Source organism: Nostoc sp. (assembly GCF_036917465.1).
GTDB lineage: Bacteria > Cyanobacteriota > Cyanobacteriia > Cyanobacteriales > Nostocaceae > Nostoc.
The window spans coordinates 13,889-32,869 of sequence record NZ_JBALDL010000108.1 but is presented as its reverse complement, the minus strand read 5'-3'; the positions used below and the strand labels follow the sequence as shown (position 1 = coordinate 32,869).

Genomic DNA, 18,981 nt, shown 5'->3' with positions numbered 1-18,981 from the left:
GGTAAGTCGTAGCGATCGCCTGTTTTTCTTCCTCCCCTTGTTCACACATCCTTAATTTCATCAAATCCATCCTCGATTACGCGAACGGTGAGTGAATTAACCTCCTTAATTTGTGCTGCTCCAGTTAAACATTACTCAGGTAGCGGTGAACGAATTGAATGGCGATGGAACCTTCACCAACACCCGATGCCACCCGCTTAATTGACCCGGATCGCACATCTCCGGCTGCAAAGATGCCAGGAACGCTGGTTTCTAGCAAAAAAGGTGAGCGTTCCAAATGCCAACCTGGAGGAGATTTGCCATTGTGCGTCAAGTCGGGGCCTGTGAGGATAAACCCCTGAGTATCGCGTCGAATAACCCCATCGAGCCAATCAGTTTTGGGGGTAGCACCAATGAAGATAAAAAGCGATCGCGCTGGCACGATTTCAGTTTGTCCAGTCTTGACATGGGCAATTGCAATTGCTTCTAAATGTTCCTCTCCCTTCACTTCCATAACGCTGCAACCTGTGCAAACTTGGATATTTGCAGTTGCCGCAATCTGGTCAATCAAGTATTGGGACATACTCGATGAAAGGGACTCACCCCGCACCAGCATAATCACTTTACTGGCATACTTAGAAAAATGCATTGCTGCTTGTCCGGCAGAATTTGCCCCGCCTACTAAGTAAACTTCCTCATTGCTACAGGCGATCGCCTCAGTCATGGCAGCGCCGTAATAAATTCCGGCTCCTGCCAACTTCTCGGCTCCTGGGATATTCAGCCAACGGTAGGAAACGCCGGTTGCAACTAAAAGTGCATGGCAACTTATCTCGTTACCATCTGCCAATTGCAGAACCCGATAAGGATCTTGCAGCTTAACTCCGGTTACTACTTGAGGGGTGAGAATTTCTACCCCAAATCGCCGCGCCTGGGTGACTCCCCGCCTTGCCAAATCGTTGCCGCTCAAACCAACAGGAAACCCTAGATAGTTCTCAATGCGCGAACTTGTGCCTGCTTGCCCGCCCGGAGCCTCACGCTCAATTAAGACAGTACTCAATCCTTCAGAAGCGCCATAGACGGCGGCGGCGAGTCCGGCGGGGCCAGCACCCACGATCGCTAAGTCATAGAAAGGCCGCTCTGCCTGGGTTTGCAGTCCAATTTTAGCGGCAATCTCTAAATTAGATGGTTGGATTAATCGGGAACCATCGGGAAACAGCACCAAGGGCAATTGCTGTCTACCATCAGCTTGTGCGTATTCAACTAATTTTGCCGCATCTGGCTCCAGTTCAATATCCAACCACTTGTAGGGAATCTGGTTACGCGCCAGGAAGTCTTTCACCTGATGAGAAAAAGGCGACCAGCGATTACCAATGACTCGAATCCCTTCAAAGGGTGGGTGGAATCCAGCTAGCCAGTCATCTAGCAAATCATCCAAAATCGGATATAGCCTTTCTTCTGGAGGATTCCAGGGCTTGAGTAAGTAGTAATCAAGTTTGGCACTATTAATTGATTTAATGGCAGCATCCGTATCTGCATAGGCAGTCAGCAAAGCACGTTTCGCATCAGGAAAGATGCCTTTTGCCTGTTCAAGGAACTCCACACCTCCCATTTGGGGCATTCTCTGATCGACCAAAAATAGAGCAACTACTTCATTCCGTAATTTGAGTTGCTGCACTGCCTCCAGAGCGGTAATACCGGAATCTGCGCGGACAATACGGAAGCGATCGCCATACTGATGCCGCAAGTCTCGTGACACCGCTTGCAAAACTTCTGGATCGTCATCGACGGTTAAAATTGCAGGTTTTGCCATAACTACTGTTATTTTACGATTACAGTACTTAGCTGTTATCTTCAAAAATTTGTTTTAAAATATCTACTGTTTCACCAGTTGCTTTAAACGAAAGTATGCCTCTTCTGGTGTCAGCGCTTCTGATTGACTTTCATTAGGTATATAAAATATCCAAGTATCAGGAAAGTAATGCACTACAAAGCTGGGAATCAGACCCAAACTTACTGCTTGCTTTCCAAGTTTCTCAGCTTGTTCCTCTAAACTGAGTTGGTCATGAAATGGGTGTTCAACCATACTTTTCATCTCCCTGTACTTTATTTTACCCTGGAAGAACCTTCACGTTCAAATACCCGGATTGCACGAATCACTTTTAAGTAATTCACCATGTTCCAGAACGAGCTTGAGAATATTTAGGTCTACTACCAAAATAATTCCAAATATGCTTTTGAAGAGAATTATAAAGCTATTTTGGTCATTCTGTATAAGCCATCAACAATGCAATTGATAATAATCCAACAGTCCTTTGAGAAAATCATTAAGGCGATGCCTACGATGGCAAGCTAGGCAAAAAATGATTTGACAGACAAAGATTTTTCGCGTCTCAATCTTCATGCCTTAACTGCCATGCTGCACCACAAGCGGCCCCAGCCCCGGCTAACAATCCGGTACTCATTCCTTGGATAGTTTTTTGGATTGGATCTTGAGTTACGCAGTCACTTGTAACCTTACTGTCTCCCAAGCAGAGATTACTTTCTGCCCAAGCAGCAGTGCCTCCTAAAATTACACCAGTTATACTACAGGAAATAACTAGCAGCAAAAGGCGTTGAGTTTTTCTAACCATATATAGATGTGTTAGAGATTAAAGATATTAATTGACTCTCAATTACTTTACACATACTTGCTAGCAAATGTCAGCTGGTTTAAAGATAACTAGCTACTATTAAAAACTTAGGCAACTATTGAAAAATCTGATTAGACATCGCATTAAAAAAATAAGCTCTGGGGAAGAGATATAATCAGATTTTTTTAATAAAGACAATTGAATTTACCTCTTTTGAGGCACTAATACAGGTAGTTTACCTGTGCTAGCTACAGATTTGGCGTGTTCTCCAACAGTCAAAACATTAAATTGAGTAGATATAAGTTCCAAACTTTTGTTCACTATTGCCAGCTTTTTGTAGGTGGGGACACTCATTCCAGGGAAAAATGATAGTTCCGGTACATCCTCTTGACTTACAAAGTCTGTAGGATGGAATAGCAAGGAAGGCTGGACGCGGGTAAGTTTACACAGCCAAAGAGCAATTTGCAGGTAAAGTAACGCTACTTCCGAAGAAAATGTACTTATATACATTATGTAACTGAAGTGAATCGGAACCTTGAAAATTGGCATGGTGGTAACGGGAATTTCAGTCAATTTATCTTTACCCATCTTCCACTCAAAAGGTTTTAGGGGCTGTAAACCGTCTTTGAAACCGCCAAACAGGGCTTCGCGTTTCTTGCGTTCTTCCTTGCTCAGTTTACAAGTCATTAAATAATAAGCTCGTGCTATGGGCCCCAAAAATGTGGGAAAAGTCGAAGCATCATATTCGTATCCCCGTCGTGCTAAAACTTTCAAAACCGCAGGAGAAAAACTGTATCCAGGCCCCCGGAAACCGATAGGATGTTGATGAGTGACGCGCTTGATATGTTCTTCGGCTAATGCCACTTCTTGTTCAATTTCATCCTCTGAATACAGGTGCAGCCAAGGATCGTGGTAAAATGAATGGTTGCCAATTTCATGACCGGCGTTAGCGATCGCTTGTAATGCCTTAGTATTCTTTTCTAGGGCTGCATCCTGACCGACAATGAAGACTGTAATTTTCAAATCCCATTGCTGAAAAATTTCTAAGAAACGAGGGACTGCAATATCTAAGTAAGAGGGGAAAGTCTCCCAACCCGGAGCGCCCTGGTTTTTGAGAAAAGACCAAACGTTATCCAAATCTAAAGAAAGACTGGCTATTGTTTTGTTTCCTGGCCGCTTCGTTTTCATTATGAGTTTAAGTATTTGGACGATTTTAAGCGTAAATATTAGTAAGTCTATGAAGACAGATATTTATTGATAATTCCTTAGAAATGAAATGATTACGACGCGCTATTAGGCATCATAACAGCTACAGTAATTATAGGTTGATCCGCATATTTGCTGAATTTTAATGTTCAATTTATATCATTAATTCCAAAAAGCGATTAGACAAAAAATTTTCAACATCCTAGATATTGATTTGCTGTCTGTGAGTCAAACACATTGCAATTCCCTTTTCGTAGTAAGCTGCCTCATTAATAAAAATCGGCCAAACGGTAGATTCACCTTCGTAAACAATTATTTGATTATCAAAATTTAAAAAGATTGGATCTCCTGGATTCAAAGCTTGATAATCCTTATCTTGAAGCTCTGGATGAATCATCGCAAAAATTTTACCATTCTGTTGTTTTGGATAGTCTACAACTGATAAATGGTCATAGAGAATCAAGGTTTTGTTAGTTGATGTAATTTCCCCATGATTAAACTGTTCTAGATAGTCGAGAACCGCATAAACAAGTTCTTCTGTTTGTTGGAACAGCGTTGCTTTTAAGAGTCCTTGGGCAATAGGGCCAACTTCAATTGCAAAACCTAATTCGCACAGAGAATTTACAAATGGGTTTTCTGAAATTGATTTAAAAGAACAGCGATAAATCTTCACCAAAGGGCTAATCTGACTGAGATAAGCAGCCAATTGCAAATTTAAGGGATGACTGTTTACCAAAATAATTGTCAAACCCATATTAGCTGTAGTGCTATGCAAGTCTAAGATAAAATCTGCTTGTTTATCTCTGTTTGATGTTATAATATCGTGAATTGATTTAGCTTGCAATTCTTCGTAACTGTTCAGAGTCGGATCTTGTAAATCTTGCTTGAGAAAACAGCGATTTAAATCCTTCTCTACATATCGCCTCCCTGCTGCAAAAGCGTTAGGATTTGCTAACAGAGTCACCGTCTCAAAACTTTGTCTAGCAATTAAATGGGGAAACTGGGCAAATTTTTGGACTAAATAAGCCCCGGTAAACTCATTGCCATGAGTTCCACCGACAATTGCAACTCGATTAATCTGGTTCACCATTACACTAACTCCAGACGTGCAGCCATCGAGGTAAGTAGGTAGGCATAATTAAATATAAGATCAAACCTCACCCTCAATCCCTCTCCAAAGTATCGAAGAGGGAAGCCGGAGGCAGGGTGAGGTTTTATATTTAATTTGACCCACTTACTTATTAGTTCTCAATGTACATTATGAAGCCTTTACTGTGCCGATGCGATCGCGCCCAGATGGTTGATCGAGATAAGACATATCAGGCCCATTGGGAATAATTCCACCGGGATTGAGTGGAAATAGGTTCCCGTAGTAGTCTCGCTTCACACTTTCGACATCGCAGGTGTCAGCTACACCGGGAAGCTGATATACATCGCGTAGGTAAGCTCCCAAGTTGTGATAGTCTCGAATTCGCTGCCGATTGCACTTAAACAACCCGTAGTAGGCACTATCAAACCGAAATAACGTTGTGAATAAACGGACATCTGCGAGTGTGATATTGTCTCCACACAGATATCGACTAGTTTGCAATGCAATGTCAATCTCATCAAGAGTTGCAAACAGTTCGTTACAAGCTTGATTGTATGCTTCTTGCGTTTGGGCAAAGCCACAGCGATACACACCGTTATTTACAGCGTGATAAATTTTCTCATTCCACCAGTCAATTTTCTCTTTGAGTGCTTCTGGGTAGAGATTCAGGGTGGGATTGTTGGCGAACTCGTTAAATTCAGAGTTCAGCATGACGATAATCTCTGAACTCTCATTGTTAACGATAGTTTTTGTTTGGTTATCCCATAAAATTGGAACTGTAGAGCGTCCACTGTAACCAGGTTCTGCCAGTTGATAAAATTCAGCCAGTGTGCGACAACCTTCTTCTTCATCGTTGAATATCCAACCGCCTTCGATGGGAGAAGGAGAGACTATACATACTGATATTACCGCTTCGAGTTTTTTTAGCGATCGCACAACCAGAGTTCGATGCGCCCAAGGACAACCCAATCCAACATAGAGTTTGTAGCGCCCTGCTACTGGTGGGTGGGGATTTCCCTCTTCTGTGCCAATGAACTTGCGAAACTGACTATTAGGACGAATATATGCTCCCGACTGATTGCTAGGAGCAAGCTTTGACATCATTATCTGCCACATAGTCGTCCAGACAAACTTTCCTATCCAGATAATCAGCTTCGGAGGAAGTGTCCTACCCTTTTTCTTGGGGAGATTTTTTTCGTCATCCATTGGAGTTGAGTTGCTCATGGTGACAATCTTACGTTAGGGAAAACTTTTAAGCTAATCGTATCAAATTTGCGTAGGCGTAGCCCGTCGTAGACATCGCAGCTAAAAGTTTTCCTTAAGAAACGCATCAAATGTAAACCTATCGGGTAATGAAGTTTGTGCGCCTGATTTTGTCGTCGCTAAAGCACCTGCTGCTGCACCCCAAACAACCGCTTGATGTAAAGAAAGTCCTGCAAAAAGTGCTGCCGTTAAGCCGCCATTAAAAGCATCGCCAGCAGCTACTGTATCAACCGCATGAACTCGAAACGCGGGGACAAAAAACTTTTCCTCAGCAGTTGCACAAAAAACACCTTTAGCACCCAGTTTAACGATCGCACATTTCACACCCCGTTGTAATAAAACTTCGGCTGCCTTTGCTGCTTGTTCCTCCCCATCCACAGGAAAACCCACTAACTGCGCGGCTTCAACTTGATTCGGTGTAATAATGTCCACTAACGGGTAAAGTTCATCTGGAAAATCAGATAGGGCGGGTGCAGGATCGAGAATTACCTTAATTTTGGCTTTTTTTGCGGCTTTAGCGGCTGCAACCACGGCAGTAATCGGAATTTCTAATTGTAAAAGCAGTGCTGTAGCTTCTGGTAACAAGTGGGACAATCGTTCTACATCTTCTTGATTGACACACCCATTTGCACCAGGAATTACAATAATTTGGTTTTCCCCAGCATGATTTACGGCAATGATAGCGACTCCAGAACTAACAGTTTTATCAACTAAAATATTGTCAATTTGCACACCAGATGATTGCAAATTGTTGACCAATTCCACACCAAAATCGTCTGCACCTACACGCCCCACCATTTGGGTAGGAATTCCCAATTTTGCTAAGGCTACGGCTTGATTTGCTCCTTTCCCTCCCGAAACTTTAAAAAATTCTTCTCCTAGCAACGTTTCTCCTGGGACTGGCAAGCGGGGTGTTCTTGCCACCAAGTCTATATTTATGCTGCCGAAAACGATAATGCTCATAAATACTTATTTTTTTTATTGATCTTTTAAGTCATTCAGTCTAATAAGTGGGTGGAAACAAATAAACTTATTTTGATCGCAATAACACACAAAACTTTTTTATACCCACTTACCACGCCACTGATATTAGTGACAAGGAACCCACATAGTTTTAGTATAAGAACATTTATATCTCAAATAATTTAACGCTTTCATAAATGGCAAGGATGACCATTGACCAGTTACAGATTTTTCTGGCGGTGGCGCAGCAGATGCACTTTACTCGCGCTGCTGAGGCGCTTTACATCACTCAACCTTCTGTTAGTGCTGCCATCCAAACCCTTGAAGAACAATATGGAGTGAAACTGTTTAATCGGGTTGGTCGTCGCATTGAACTAACGCTTGCTGGCAAGATGCTACAAGTAGAAGCACAAAAGATTTTGACTCAGGTGGAGTTAACTGAGCGAGGATTGCGAGAATTAAATGACCTGAAACGGGGTGAACTCAGGTTAGGTGCAAGCCAAACTATAGGTAATTACTGGCTTCCGCACTTCATTAGCTTGTTTAAGCAAGAGTATCCTAACATCTCTGTGGATTGTACATTAGGTAACAGTACTGAAATTAGCGAAGGAACGGTTACAGGATTGTTTGACCTCAGCCTAGTGGAAGGGGAAGTTGAACCATCGGTTTTAGCTTCTCTAGATCAACAAATTGTAGGCGGAGATTGTCTACAAATTGTTGTCGGTCAATCTCATCCTTGGTTTGAACAAATGGCAGTTGAAGTAACAGAATTAACAAATACCGCCTGGGTAATGCGCGAGAAAGGCTCAGGAACCCGTCAGCAGTTTGAGCAAGTGCTAAGACAGTGGGGTATTGAACCAACACAATTAAATGTAATTTTGTCAATGAAAAGCGGTGATATGGTTAAAGCAGCCGTTGAGAGTGGGGTAGGATCTGCGGCGATTTCTAACCTAATTATTACTAAAGAACTACGTCTTGATATGCTTCGTTGTATTAAAGTTACAGGTTTGGCAAAAGACACTACTGGTATAGATCCACTCTCACGACCCTTCTTTTTATTAAAGCATCGAGAACGCTTCCAAACCCGAATCTCCCAAGTGTTTGAGCAATTGCTAGTATCGGCTCAATCTGCGAAATAGCTGTAGCTGTCAATGAACCTCTTTTTACTAATTCATAATACTTCTCTACGAGAGGCTACACCAACGGCTACGCTAGTGCGATCGCTTAAAGTCAAATATTGATAGCCTAAGCCTATGCTTTACATAGTTAAGAACGTTTGCTTCTATTATTTAAACCGCCTAGAGTTAGATCAACCCCCTTAATACGAGGTTGATATGAAACAAAATATTAGGACAAACAAGAGAGTGCAGATACCACAACTCAGTTCAGAGCAAAAGCTGCTGTATCGAAAAGTCGTGTTTCTCTTGGCGGCTGGATTTTGTCTAACTCCTTGGGCTTCACCACCAATAGCACTGATGTTGGGTATTTTCTTGGCGGTGACTCACGAGAACCCATTTCATCAGATTAGCCGCCCAGCCGCTAAATATTTACTCGAAGCATCCGTAATTATGCTTGGCTTCGGGATGAATTTAGCGGTTGTTCTAAAGGCAGGCGCAAGCGGTGCTTTGTTTGCTGTTGGCAGCATTACGGCAACCTTCATTCTTGGCTATTTTTTAGGGAAGTGGTTGAAGATTCCAATTGTTGCCTCTGCCTTAATTTCAGCCGGAACAGCTATTTGTGGTGGAAGTGCGATCGCTGCTGTTAGTTCAGTAATTAACGCAGCTGAAAGCGAGATTTCTGTAGCAATGGGTACAGTTTTTATCCTCAATGCTGTTGCTTTGTTCGTGTTTCCACCTCTGGGACATGCACTGCACTTGACCCAGACGCAATTTGGAACGTGGTCGGGTGTAGCAATCCATGATATTTCTAGTGTGGTTGGTGCAGCATCGCACTATGGTCAAAGTGCGCTATATACAGCCACAGCAGTGAAACTTTCACGCGCTTTATGGATTGTTCCTATCTCAGCAGCAGCCAGCTATATTTTTCAACATCAACAGAAAAAATCAGGGGAAACTCTACAACATAAACCTCAAGTTCCTTGGTTTATTGGTTTGTTTCTCCTAGCTTCGGTAGCACGAACCTTTATCCCGCAGATTGTTGATTGGGCCCCTTTAATCACACGCATCTCAGAAGCCGGTTTGACACTAACGCTGTTTCTGATTGGTGCTGGATTATCTCAACGAATGTTGAAAGCGGTTGGTTGGAAACCAATGCTTCAAGGGGTAGTATTATGGGTATTTATTAGTGTTACTTCTCTGGTTATAATTATGTTAGTAGTGCGTTAGTTATAACTTATAACAGTCATCCCAAAATCATTTGTAATAGCAACCAAACATTTAAGCCAACAATCACAATAGCAACTAACCAGGCTAAAGATTTTAACCACAAGGGATTCACAAACTCACCCATCAAGCGGCGATTACTGGTAAACATCACTAATGGAATCACTGCAAACGGTAACTGTAAACTGAGAATAACTTGACTGAAAACTATCAGGCTGCTTGTACTCTTTTCACCAAAAATAATGATAGTAATTAAGGCTGGAATAATAGCAACTAAACGGGTTATTAAACGGCGTAACCAAGATGGAAATCGAAATTGTAAAAAGCCTTCCATAACAATTTGTCCTGCCAGAGTTGCAGTTAGCGTTGAACTTTGCCCAGAAGCAAGTAAGGCAATCCCAAAAATAGCACTGGCAAAACTAACTCCTAACAATGGGGAAAGTAATTTATAAGCATCTTGAATTTCTGCCACATTCTGATTACCAGAAAAATGAAATGTTGCCGCAGACACAATTAAAATTGCTGAATTTATAAATAGTGCTAATGACAAAGCAAAAGTTGAATCAAGTGTGCCAAACTTGATTGCTTCCCATCTTTTTTGAGTATTAGGTTGCCAATCACGGGTTTGGACAATTGAGGAGTGTAAATATAAGTTGTGAGGCATCACTGTTGCCCCTAAAATACCGATAGCGATGTAGAGCATTTCTGGATTTTGTAAAATCTCTTTTTTAGGCAGATATCCCCACAAAATCCCCCCCATATCAGGGCGGGAAAATATAATTTCTGTTGCAAAACAGATGCCTACTGTTACTACTAGCATTATTACCAAAGCTTCTGTATAGCGAAAGCCTTTATGTTGGAGGAATAACAATACCAAAACATCTAGTGCTGTGATGCAAACACCCCACACTAAAGGAATACCGAATAAAAGTTGTAGTGCGATCGCACTTCCTAGTAGTTCTGCTAAATCACAAGCTGCGATCGCAATCTCACACAGTAACCACAAACAAAAGCTTACCCTTCGGCTAAAATAGTCCCGACAAGCCTGCGCTAAATCTCGCCCCGTAGCAACTCCCAAACGCACACACAAAGCTTGAAGCAATATCGCCATCAGGTTCGATAGCAGGATCACTGTTAATAGAGTGTACCCAAACTTTGACCCTCCAGCGATGTCTGTTGCCCAATTTCCAGGATCAATGTATCCCACTGAAACCAGATATCCTGGCCCTGCGTAAGCCAGCATCTTGCGCCAAAAGCCGCCACTAGTAGGGACTCTAATACTGCGGTGAACCTCTGGTAAACTAGGTTTGTTTTCTGGGGGAAGCATTTATTTTGCCATTAAATATTCTCATATTCTTTTCATAATCTCATGAAATATAGAATAAACATCAATCTTTAGGTGAGTATGATCGATACATTTGCGTAAGTCCTATATACAACTGCGCTATTATTAGATTTAATTAATAATTAATTAGTTATTAAAGAATTATTGTGCTGACTATTAAATTTTACTATGCCAAAAATTAAGCCAGCTAAGGGCGATCCAGCTGTTCTGGTGGCGGTTGCTGACTACTTCAAGGTTTTATCAGAGGGAAGCCGGCTACAGATTTTGTCCTGTCTCAAGTCAGGCCCAATGAATGTAATGGAAATTGCTGAGGCTACTAGTTTAGGTCAGGCAAATCTATCTAAGCATCTGAAAGTGTTAACTCAAGCAGGGGTTTTATCTCGTCAGCCCAAAGGCACTAGTGCCTATTACGAGATTGCCGATCCAATGATTTTTGAGCTTTGTGAGTTAGCGTTTGATCGCATTAGTGAGCGCGTGCAACAGCAGGCTGAAAGCCTGAAAGCCCTTCGGAGCAAAACAGCAGTTTTTTGAAAAAAATATTAATTAAAATAAAAAACCTCAAAAAGTAACCAAATATTGGAAGGCGATCGCATTCTAGGATCTCATCTTTCGCTAATTATTTACGATATGTCATTGCGAGTGTAACGAAGTGGAATGAAGCAATCGCAGAGGTTTGGAGATTGCTTTACTTCGTACCCTACGGGTTCCGCCCTTGGCGGTACGCAATGACAACTAATTAGTCGGACACGATCTGAGAGGATGTTTGAAAAGTCCTCTCGTTGGTAGCAAGACATTTCAGATCCCCCTAAATCCCCCTTAAAAAGGGGGACTTTAATTCTGGTTCCCCCCTTTTTAAGGGGGGCTAGGGGGGATCTCTAAGTGCCTAAAATCACAGCCAAATACTTGTTCATTCAACCTCTGATTCTACAAAATGCGATCGCCAAATCTAACGCACAGTTTCCCGCAAAGCCTCAGCATCTACAGGTTTGATCAGGTAAACCAACAGGAGATTCCAAACAATTGCTGCAATCAAAGGTAGTTTGCGAATTAGTTTCACAACTTTGGGTACAGAACTGCTTTCAATCTCTGCAATTTTCATGTTGTAACCCGCACAGCGTTGTAGACGTGGGAAAAACTTCGGATGTTCAGTATTTAACATTACAGGAAAAGCCCGTCCCGCAGTTTCATTGGTGTTACGGACAACTTCCCGGTCAAATTCTGTCGCATCAAGTCCCAATGAGGTATAAAAACCAGCCCGTTCATGAACTGTCAGGGTGTGGGTAGCAAATACCGATAACAAGAAAAAGCGACTCCACAGCCTAGCTTTCCAATTGTTCCACAGTTGCGGTTGAGAACGCAAAAGCGCCTTGAATATATCCCCGTGGCGGTTTTCGTCCTGACACCAACTCTCAAAATATTGGAAGATGGGGTAAAACTGGTGTTCTGGGTACTTTTCTAGATGTCTGTAGATAATAATGTAACGCCAGTAGCCGATTTTTTCTGATAAGTAAACGGTGTAGAGTACCCATTCAATAGGGAAAAACGTATAGGTGCGGGTTTTAGTAACATTACCTAAATCCAGGGAGAGTTTAAAATCGCCCATTGCTTTGTTGAGAAATCCGGCGTGGCGAGCTTCATCACGCGCCATCAGTTGAAATATTTCCGCTAGCAGGGGACTGCGATTTTTCAGCTTGCGGGATAATTCTTTGAATAGCAAGAAGCCAGAAAACTCAGAAATGCAAGAACGTTCCAAATACTCAATAAATGCCTGCCTTGCTTCACCTTCAATATGTTCCCAAGACTGGTTAAACACCTCATCCCGAACAAAATGATGACGGTTGTAGTCTGTCTGCATTTCTGCCAGCATTGCCTTTAACTCCGTCTCCTGGGCAGATAAATCCAGGTTGGCGGCAGTTTCAAAATCTGTAGTGTAAAACCGGGGGGTAAGTACAGTTTCTTTGCTGGGGGTTTTAATTTCTGCCTTGGGTAGGGTATTAACCATCTGTAATGCGGTAAACGAGTAAATAGTCTTATAGTTATCAAGTTATAATAAATATGATTTTTTTGCTAGAGCTTTTTACAATCCTTCAGTAAAGCAGGAAATGCCCTATATACTAGCTCCGCTAAAGCATAAAGGGAAAGCAAAATAGGACTTTGGGTTAAAAAGTTTATTAAATTTTGAAACTTCTAAAAGTTAAATAACTTTATAGCCATGTGTCGATACTCAGACCAAAAGGAAGAAAGTACTGCTGACTTCATAGCTGATCGTAGTTCATTGCAGTGGATTGTCCTTCTGCAATTTGTTGTTTGGCAAGTTTTGCAGCAGCAATGAGTTTTGATTGTGTTCTCTGGAACGATTCATTCCATCTGATTTCATCTTGCAGCTCATGAATGTATTCCCGCAGATGCTCTGCAATCTGATCTTGTACCTCAATGGGCAAAGACTCCATCATTTTGATCACGGTGGTAATTGCTGCTGACGACATGGTGAATTGCTCTCATGCAAGGCTTTGCTCTTAAAGCTAACATCGATTACCGCTTCAAGATGTGCAGTTTGGGATCAGCATAGATGACCCTAACAGAAGTGCGTAGGCGTAGCCCGTCATCATTGTAAACGGAGACAGTCTTTATAGTAGGTTAAACCGTATTTATTTGTGTTTTACAAACCCATAACCGTGCGATAATGGGGTTCAATTTGCGCGACAGTTTGAGACTTACGCTTTGTCTCCCATTGACTGCGGTTAAATAATTCTTGTCGCAATTCATCAACGTTAATTGTTGTTACTTTCCCATCGGCAACAATTTGCTTACCATTCACCCAAACACTATCAACAACATTACTAGGACGACCTAATACCAATAAACCAATAGGATCTGTACGAGGAAGTAATGATAAATTGGTCAGGTCATAAAGTACTAAATCTGCTTGTTTACCTATTGTAATAGAACCAAGTTTATCTGCAATATTCAATCCTTTTGCACCTCCTAAAGATGCCATTTCTACTGATTGTCGGGGTGTAATCCAGTGTTGATAATCTGAGTCTGTAACGTTGTGTAATATAGAACCAATTTTGATTGCTTCTAACAAATCTTGAGAGTCATTACTAGAAGCACCATCACAACCAAAAGTTACATTTACTCCTGCTTGGCGATATTTTAAAATTGGGGCGATCCCACTACCTAAACGCAAATTACTTAAGGGATTATGCACAACTGTAGATTGAGTTTCGGCGAGAATGGTGATATCAGCATCATTTAACCAAACACAATGAGCAAGTGAAGTTTTATTGCTCAAAAACCCGATTCTTTTTAAATGTTCCACGGCAGTACAACCATACTTCTCTTGGGCGAGTTTTTCCTGCGCCCTGGTTTCGAGTAAATGAGAGTGACGACAAAGATTATAGCGATCGCTTAACTCAGTACATCCCACAAATAAAGCATCAGTACATAGTTGTATCCCTGTTGGTGCAACTAAAATATTTACACCTTCGTCTGGGCGATGAAATTGTCTCACCGCCTCTTCAATAATTTCTAATGTTGCCGCAGTTGAGCGAAAATAAGGTTCATGAGTTTTTGCTGATTCTCCAGATGGGATACCTGCGCTGAGGGATTCATCTTGAATTAAGGGGGCGATAAAGGCGCGAATTCCAACTTCTCTGTAAGCGCGAGTTGCAATTGCGATCGTTTCTAACTCAAGTCCAGGAATTAACACCAGGTGATCTACTACACTCGTACCGCCGGAAAGCAAGGTTTCTACCGCAGTACCCAAGGCGCTGAGATAAATCTGTTCAGTGTCGAGAGGGGCAAAATCATACAGTTCCGCCAACCACAATTCTAAAGGCAAAGCTGACATGATTCCGCGTTGCCACATCTCTGATGAGTGGGTGTGGGCGTTGAAAAAGCCAGGTAGCAAAAGCTTATTTTTGCCATCGATGGCAGTGCCGATTACTGGTAGATTAGGGGCAATGGCTGCGATGCCTCCGGCGAGCTTCGCTAACGCACCATCTACAATCTGTACATCTACCGTTGCATAATCATCACTGGCGGCAATTAAAACATTCTGGATAGTGAAATTTACCATATTTAACCTTAATTAAGTAATTGTATTTTGAACTGAATTTCAAGTTACAAGATAGAAAATGGTCTAGGGTATGGCAATTTTATGAATCAACCTCTTCGGACATTGGGAGTCTCACCAAATGCGTGGACAGTGAATGATGCGATCGCAGATATCACTCGTCCTCAAAAGATCCCACAACCCGTTATTTTATCAACAGAAACTAAAGACCTGCGCCTAGACTTGGCAAAAACTGCTATCCTCGTCATTGATATGCAAAACGACTTCTGTCACCCTGATGGCTGGTTAGCGCATATTGGCGTGGATGTAACTCCGGCACGTCAGCCGATTGAACCTTTGAATAACTTACTTCCAGAACTTCGTGAGGTGGGTGTTCCAGTCATTTGGATAAATTGGGGAAATCGTCCCGACTTGCTCAATATTAGTGCTGGTTCGCGTCATGTCTATAACCCCACAGGGGCAGGTGTAGGATTAGGCGATCCACTGCCAAGCAATGGTGCTAGAGTACTTATGGCGGGTAGTTGGGCCGCGGCAGTAGTAGATGAACTAGAACAGCTTCCCGAAGATATTCGGATAGACAAATATCGGATGAGTGCGTTCTGGGATACCCCATTAGATAGTATCTTGCGGAATCTAGGAAGCACAACATTATTTTTTGCTGGTGTTAATGCCGATCAATGCGTGTTAGCTACTTTATGTGATGCCAACTTCTTGGGATATGACTGCGTGTTAGTTAAAGATTGTAGCGCTACTACTTCGCCTGAATATTGTTGGTTAGCGACCTTGTACAATGTTAAACAATGCTTCGGTTTTGTCACTGACTCCCAAGAGATTTTCACAGCGCTGCAAAAGAGTCAGGAGTGAATCAATTTTGGATTTTGAGTTTTAGATTTTAGATTGCTCCCATGTATGAATGCTCATTCTTCGATCAATAATTTTAGACTTTTAGAATTATATGATTTAAGACTAGGATTTTAGGAATTTTCATACCCATCGATAACTTTAGAGGGGATAAATAAATGTACGCTACTCGTTGTGTAATTCCAGTTATCAAATCTCCCAAAGATTACCAAGTATATCGCATTAGTCCCAATGACTCTAATCGATTAGCCATTATCTTTGATTCGATAAATGCTAATACTTCCTTGACTTCCTGTATAGAAATTTTTGATGTTGGGGGACAAACACCGCCAAATCGCCATCAGTGGGCGGTGGAAATGTTTTTTGTTCTGAAAGGGGAAGCGATCGCTATGTGTGATGGCAAGAGTGCCACGATCAAAGCTGGGGATAGTTTATTAGTGCCTCCCACAGGAACTCATTTGATTAAAAATACTGGTTCGACTCGCTTGTATACCTTGACTGTTATGGTTCCCAATGAAGATTTTTCGGAATTGATTCGCAGTGGGATTCCGTCGGAGTTAGATACAGAAGATATGGCAGTATTGGGGAGAGTAAATTCGTTAATGCCCTGCTAAAGTAATTCGTAATTCGTAATTGAATTATGGCGAGTTATCGTTTACGTGAGTGAGGTAGATATGTAAGGGCAGGGCAGTGCCGATTGGTGTCAACTTAAGCTTAGAAGCCTACAGCATAAATCTTTGCGGTTCGCTCGACTAGTACCCTAAACTTTTGATCCCCCCTAACCCCCCTTAAAAAGGGGGGAATTAGAATTTTAGCCCCCTTTTTAAGGGGGTTGGGGGATCTAATATCTTTGTCAACAAACGCTTTTACGTTAAGTTGACATCTATGGGCAGTGCCGTTTCCCTACCTGATAATAAGGGTTTTGGCTATTATTTGCGTAAGTGATGAGTTAAAAGCTTGAAGTTATAAGTTTAAGTTAATAGTTTTAATTTTGACTTGAGTTTGCCATCTTCCATCTCAACGATGCGATCGGCAATATCTAGGATGCGGTTGTCATGAGTAACCATCAAGATTGTACAGCCTTGTTCTTTTGCCAGTTTTTGCATGAGATTGACTATATCTCGTCCCGATTGGCTGTCAAGGGCGGCAGTGGGTTCATCCGCTAGGATTATTTGAGGATGACTGACTAAGGCACGAGCGATCGCTACTCTTTGTTTTTGTCCCCCAGATAGTTTATCAGGATAGTAATCAAAATGATTTCCTAATCCTACCTGTTCTAGCATCTGGGCTGATCTTACTAGCATCTTTTTTAACCCAAGATATTTGTGCAATTCCAAAGCCATTTTGACATTTTGGAGTGCTGTTAAACTACCATGTAAGTTATGTGCTTGAAAAATATAACCGTTATGCCGTCGCGCCTGCACTAGTTCTTCAGCACTAGCGCCACAAAGTTCTCGCCCCAACACCCGCAAACTACCAGATTGGGCAGAACGTAATCCACCCACTAAAGTCAGCAAGGTAGTTTTACCAGAACCAGAAGGCCCAGTCATAATAATAATTTCACCAGCGTTAATATCTAAGTTGATGTTAGATAAAACTTGTTTGCGGAGTGAACTATGACCAAAATGATGGTCAAGATTTTTAATAGAGATTACCGATTGACTAGTCATAGATAACTCGATTACTAGTGAAAAATGACAAATTTAGAACATATCAGCAGGATCGGTGGCTTGGAGTTTGCGGGTAGCGATCGCACCAGAAATTGTACACATCATGATAGTCAGTACTAATACCTGCAATGCCCGAATCGCAGTCATGTACATAGGCAAATTTGTCGCACTGCGAGTCAGTTGGTAAAGTGCTAAAGATACTCCCAATCCGGGGAAGAAACCTAGTGCTGCCAAAATCAACGATTCTTCAAGCACCACACCTAGCAGGTAATAATTGCGATATCCCATTGCTTTGAAGGTGGCATATTCTCGAACATGGGCATTAACATCGGTGGAAAGGACTTGATAGACGATAATCACGCCCACTACAAAGCCCATTGATACACCCAGGCTGAAAATAAACCCAATTGGCGAATTTGTTCTCCAGAAGTTGTTTTCAAATTCAATAAATTCGGCGTGGGTTAAGACTTTGACATCATCTCTCAGATAGGCTTTGAGCATTGCTGCTACTTTTTTCGGATCATAGCCTGGTTTGAGAACAATCAAACCGAGACTGACACTGCTAGACTGTCGCCCAGAAAATAGCCGCAAAAAGTTTTGATCGCTAGTAATCAGGTTGCCATCAGAACCGAAGGAAGCCCCGACTTGAAATAAGCCACTGATGGTAATTGTGCGCCGTTCTATTTCGGTAGTTAGGGTTTTACCTTGGTCAATTTCAGCGATCGCTTTTTGATAATCTCCTCTTGCACCACGGTCGAATAAGACGGTATTCGGTAGCTTAATTGCCTGCAATTGCTGGTTAACATCTGGTAAATCAAAAGCTGGCTTGTCTGGGTTGAAGCCGATGACTAATACCCCTGCCTCACGGTGTGTTTGGGGATTTTTCCAGATTGTGTTATTGAAATACATTGGTTCTGCTGACTTCACGCCTGGTATATCCATTGCTTGGTAAAGTCGCCGCCGAGAAAATGTAGACAAGCTTGGCAAGTTACGGGCTTGGGGACTGGTTAAAACAATATCTGCTTGCAAACTGCGATGTAATCTGGTGTTACTGTCATACAGCGCAGTTTGAAAGCCCAACTGCATGAACATGAGAAGATCCGCAAAGGCAATACCTGACAATGCTACCAAGAGACGACTTTTTTCATGATTAAGTTGTAACCATCCTAGAGGGGTTCGCCGTAGCAGTTGTTTAATCAATCCCATAATTAGGTATTGGGGAATTGGGTATTGGGTATTGGGGAATTGGGAATTGGGCATTGGGCATTGGGCATTGAAAGTTCAGAGGAAAGATGATTACTTCGACCTTTTAATTGGGAACTTCGACCTTTTAACTGGGAACTTCGACCTTTTAACTGGGAACTTCGACCTTTTAACTGGGAACTTCGACCTTTTAACTCGGAACTTCGACCTTTTAACTGGGAACTTCGACCTTTTAACTGGGAACTTCGACCTTTGAACTCGGAACTTCGACCTTTGAACTCGGAACTTCGACCTTTGAACTCGGAACTTCGACCTTTGAACTTGAAACTTCCACCTTTGAACACAAAGCGT

General features: G+C 42.1%; 18 protein-coding genes. 5 read left to right on the top strand and 13 right to left on the bottom strand.

What is annotated here, in order from left to right; genetic code table 11:
• Positions 1–124: 124 nt before the first annotated feature.
• The 7 genes from V7K38_RS28775 to rbsK all read right to left on the bottom strand — a co-directional run bounded on the left by V7K38_RS28775 (position 125) and on the right by rbsK (position 7,131).
• A complete protein-coding gene (locus tag V7K38_RS28775) occupies positions 125–1,789 on the bottom strand; it encodes an FAD-dependent oxidoreductase (RefSeq protein ID WP_334863096.1) in 1,665 nt (554 codons plus the stop codon).
• A gap of 63 nt (positions 1,790–1,852) precedes the next feature.
• The gene (locus V7K38_RS28770; protein ID WP_334863094.1) at positions 1,853–2,062 is read right to left on the bottom strand and encodes a hypothetical protein; all 210 of its coding nucleotides are present in this window, start codon (positions 2,060–2,062) and stop codon (positions 1,853–1,855) included.
• Positions 2,063–2,369: 307 nt separating this feature from the next.
• Positions 2,370–2,609 carry a hypothetical protein gene (locus V7K38_RS28765; RefSeq protein ID WP_334863092.1) on the bottom strand — a complete coding sequence of 80 codons (240 nt, stop codon included), beginning with the start codon at positions 2,607–2,609 and terminating at the stop codon, positions 2,370–2,372.
• Between the two features lie 204 nt (positions 2,610–2,813).
• The gene (locus tag V7K38_RS28760; protein ID WP_334863090.1) at positions 2,814–3,797 is read right to left on the bottom strand and encodes a polysaccharide deacetylase family protein; all 984 of its coding nucleotides are present in this window, start codon (positions 3,795–3,797) and stop codon (positions 2,814–2,816) included.
• Between the two features lie 220 nt (positions 3,798–4,017).
• Entirely contained in the window at positions 4,018–4,902 is an 885-nt protein-coding gene (locus V7K38_RS28755; protein ID WP_334863100.1) for an aspartoacylase, read from the bottom strand.
• A 171-nt stretch (positions 4,903–5,073) separates the two neighbouring features.
• Entirely contained in the window at positions 5,074–6,129 is a 1,056-nt protein-coding gene (locus V7K38_RS28750; RefSeq protein ID WP_334863088.1) for a glutathione S-transferase family protein, read from the bottom strand.
• Between the two features lie 81 nt (positions 6,130–6,210).
• Positions 6,211–7,131: a ribokinase gene (rbsK, locus tag V7K38_RS28745; RefSeq protein ID WP_334863086.1), complete on the bottom strand. Its 921-nt coding sequence runs from the start codon at positions 7,129–7,131 to the stop codon at positions 6,211–6,213.
• A gap of 206 nt (positions 7,132–7,337) precedes the next feature.
• Between rbsK and V7K38_RS28740 the strand changes: the two genes are divergently transcribed.
• Entirely contained in the window at positions 7,338–8,270 is a 933-nt protein-coding gene (locus V7K38_RS28740) for a LysR family transcriptional regulator (protein ID WP_334863084.1), read from the top strand.
• 195 nt (positions 8,271–8,465) lie between these two features.
• A complete protein-coding gene (locus V7K38_RS28735; protein WP_334863082.1) occupies positions 8,466–9,476 on the top strand; it encodes a YeiH family protein in 1,011 nt (336 codons plus the stop codon).
• Positions 9,477–9,492: 16 nt separating this feature from the next.
• On the opposite strand, the gene V7K38_RS28730 is transcribed toward V7K38_RS28735, so the two are convergent.
• The gene (locus V7K38_RS28730; protein ID WP_334863080.1) at positions 9,493–10,800 is read right to left on the bottom strand and encodes an Nramp family divalent metal transporter; all 1,308 of its coding nucleotides are present in this window, start codon (positions 10,798–10,800) and stop codon (positions 9,493–9,495) included.
• Between the two features lie 186 nt (positions 10,801–10,986).
• On the opposite strand from V7K38_RS28730, the gene V7K38_RS28725 reads away from it, so the two are divergent.
• On the top strand, positions 10,987–11,349 hold the full coding sequence (locus tag V7K38_RS28725) for an ArsR/SmtB family transcription factor (protein WP_334863078.1): 363 nt from the start codon (positions 10,987–10,989) through the stop codon (positions 11,347–11,349).
• 415 nt (positions 11,350–11,764) lie between these two features.
• Here the strand turns inward: V7K38_RS28725 and acsF are convergent, their stop codons facing one another.
• The 3 genes from acsF to V7K38_RS28710 all read right to left on the bottom strand — a co-directional run bounded on the left by acsF (position 11,765) and on the right by V7K38_RS28710 (position 14,899).
• Positions 11,765–12,820 (bottom strand): magnesium-protoporphyrin IX monomethyl ester (oxidative) cyclase, encoded by a 1,056-nt coding sequence (gene acsF / locus V7K38_RS28720; RefSeq protein ID WP_334863076.1) that lies wholly within the window; start codon positions 12,818–12,820, stop codon positions 11,765–11,767.
• Between the two features lie 253 nt (positions 12,821–13,073).
• Positions 13,074–13,304, bottom strand: coding sequence for a hypothetical protein (locus V7K38_RS28715; RefSeq protein ID WP_334863074.1), 231 nt, complete (start codon positions 13,302–13,304; stop codon positions 13,074–13,076).
• 173 nt (positions 13,305–13,477) lie between these two features.
• The gene (locus V7K38_RS28710; protein WP_334863072.1) at positions 13,478–14,899 is read right to left on the bottom strand and encodes an amidohydrolase; all 1,422 of its coding nucleotides are present in this window, start codon (positions 14,897–14,899) and stop codon (positions 13,478–13,480) included.
• Positions 14,900–14,980: 81 nt separating this feature from the next.
• Here V7K38_RS28710 and V7K38_RS28705 point away from each other — a divergent pair, with 81 nt between their 5' ends.
• Complete coding sequence (locus V7K38_RS28705; protein WP_334863070.1) at positions 14,981–15,760, top strand: cysteine hydrolase family protein; 780 nt, start codon at positions 14,981–14,983, stop codon at positions 15,758–15,760.
• 155 nt (positions 15,761–15,915) lie between these two features.
• Positions 15,916–16,371, top strand: coding sequence for a cupin domain-containing protein (locus V7K38_RS28700; protein WP_334863068.1), 456 nt, complete (start codon positions 15,916–15,918; stop codon positions 16,369–16,371).
• Positions 16,372–16,728: 357 nt separating this feature from the next.
• Here V7K38_RS28700 and V7K38_RS28695 read toward each other — a convergent pair whose 3' ends face one another.
• Together V7K38_RS28695 and devC are read right to left on the bottom strand one after the other, a co-directional pair.
• Entirely contained in the window at positions 16,729–17,427 is a 699-nt protein-coding gene (locus tag V7K38_RS28695; protein WP_334863066.1) for a DevA family ABC transporter ATP-binding protein, read from the bottom strand.
• A 33-nt stretch (positions 17,428–17,460) separates the two neighbouring features.
• The gene (gene devC / locus V7K38_RS28690; protein WP_334863098.1) at positions 17,461–18,633 is read right to left on the bottom strand and encodes an ABC transporter permease DevC; all 1,173 of its coding nucleotides are present in this window, start codon (positions 18,631–18,633) and stop codon (positions 17,461–17,463) included.
• Positions 18,634–18,981 lie beyond the last annotated feature (348 nt).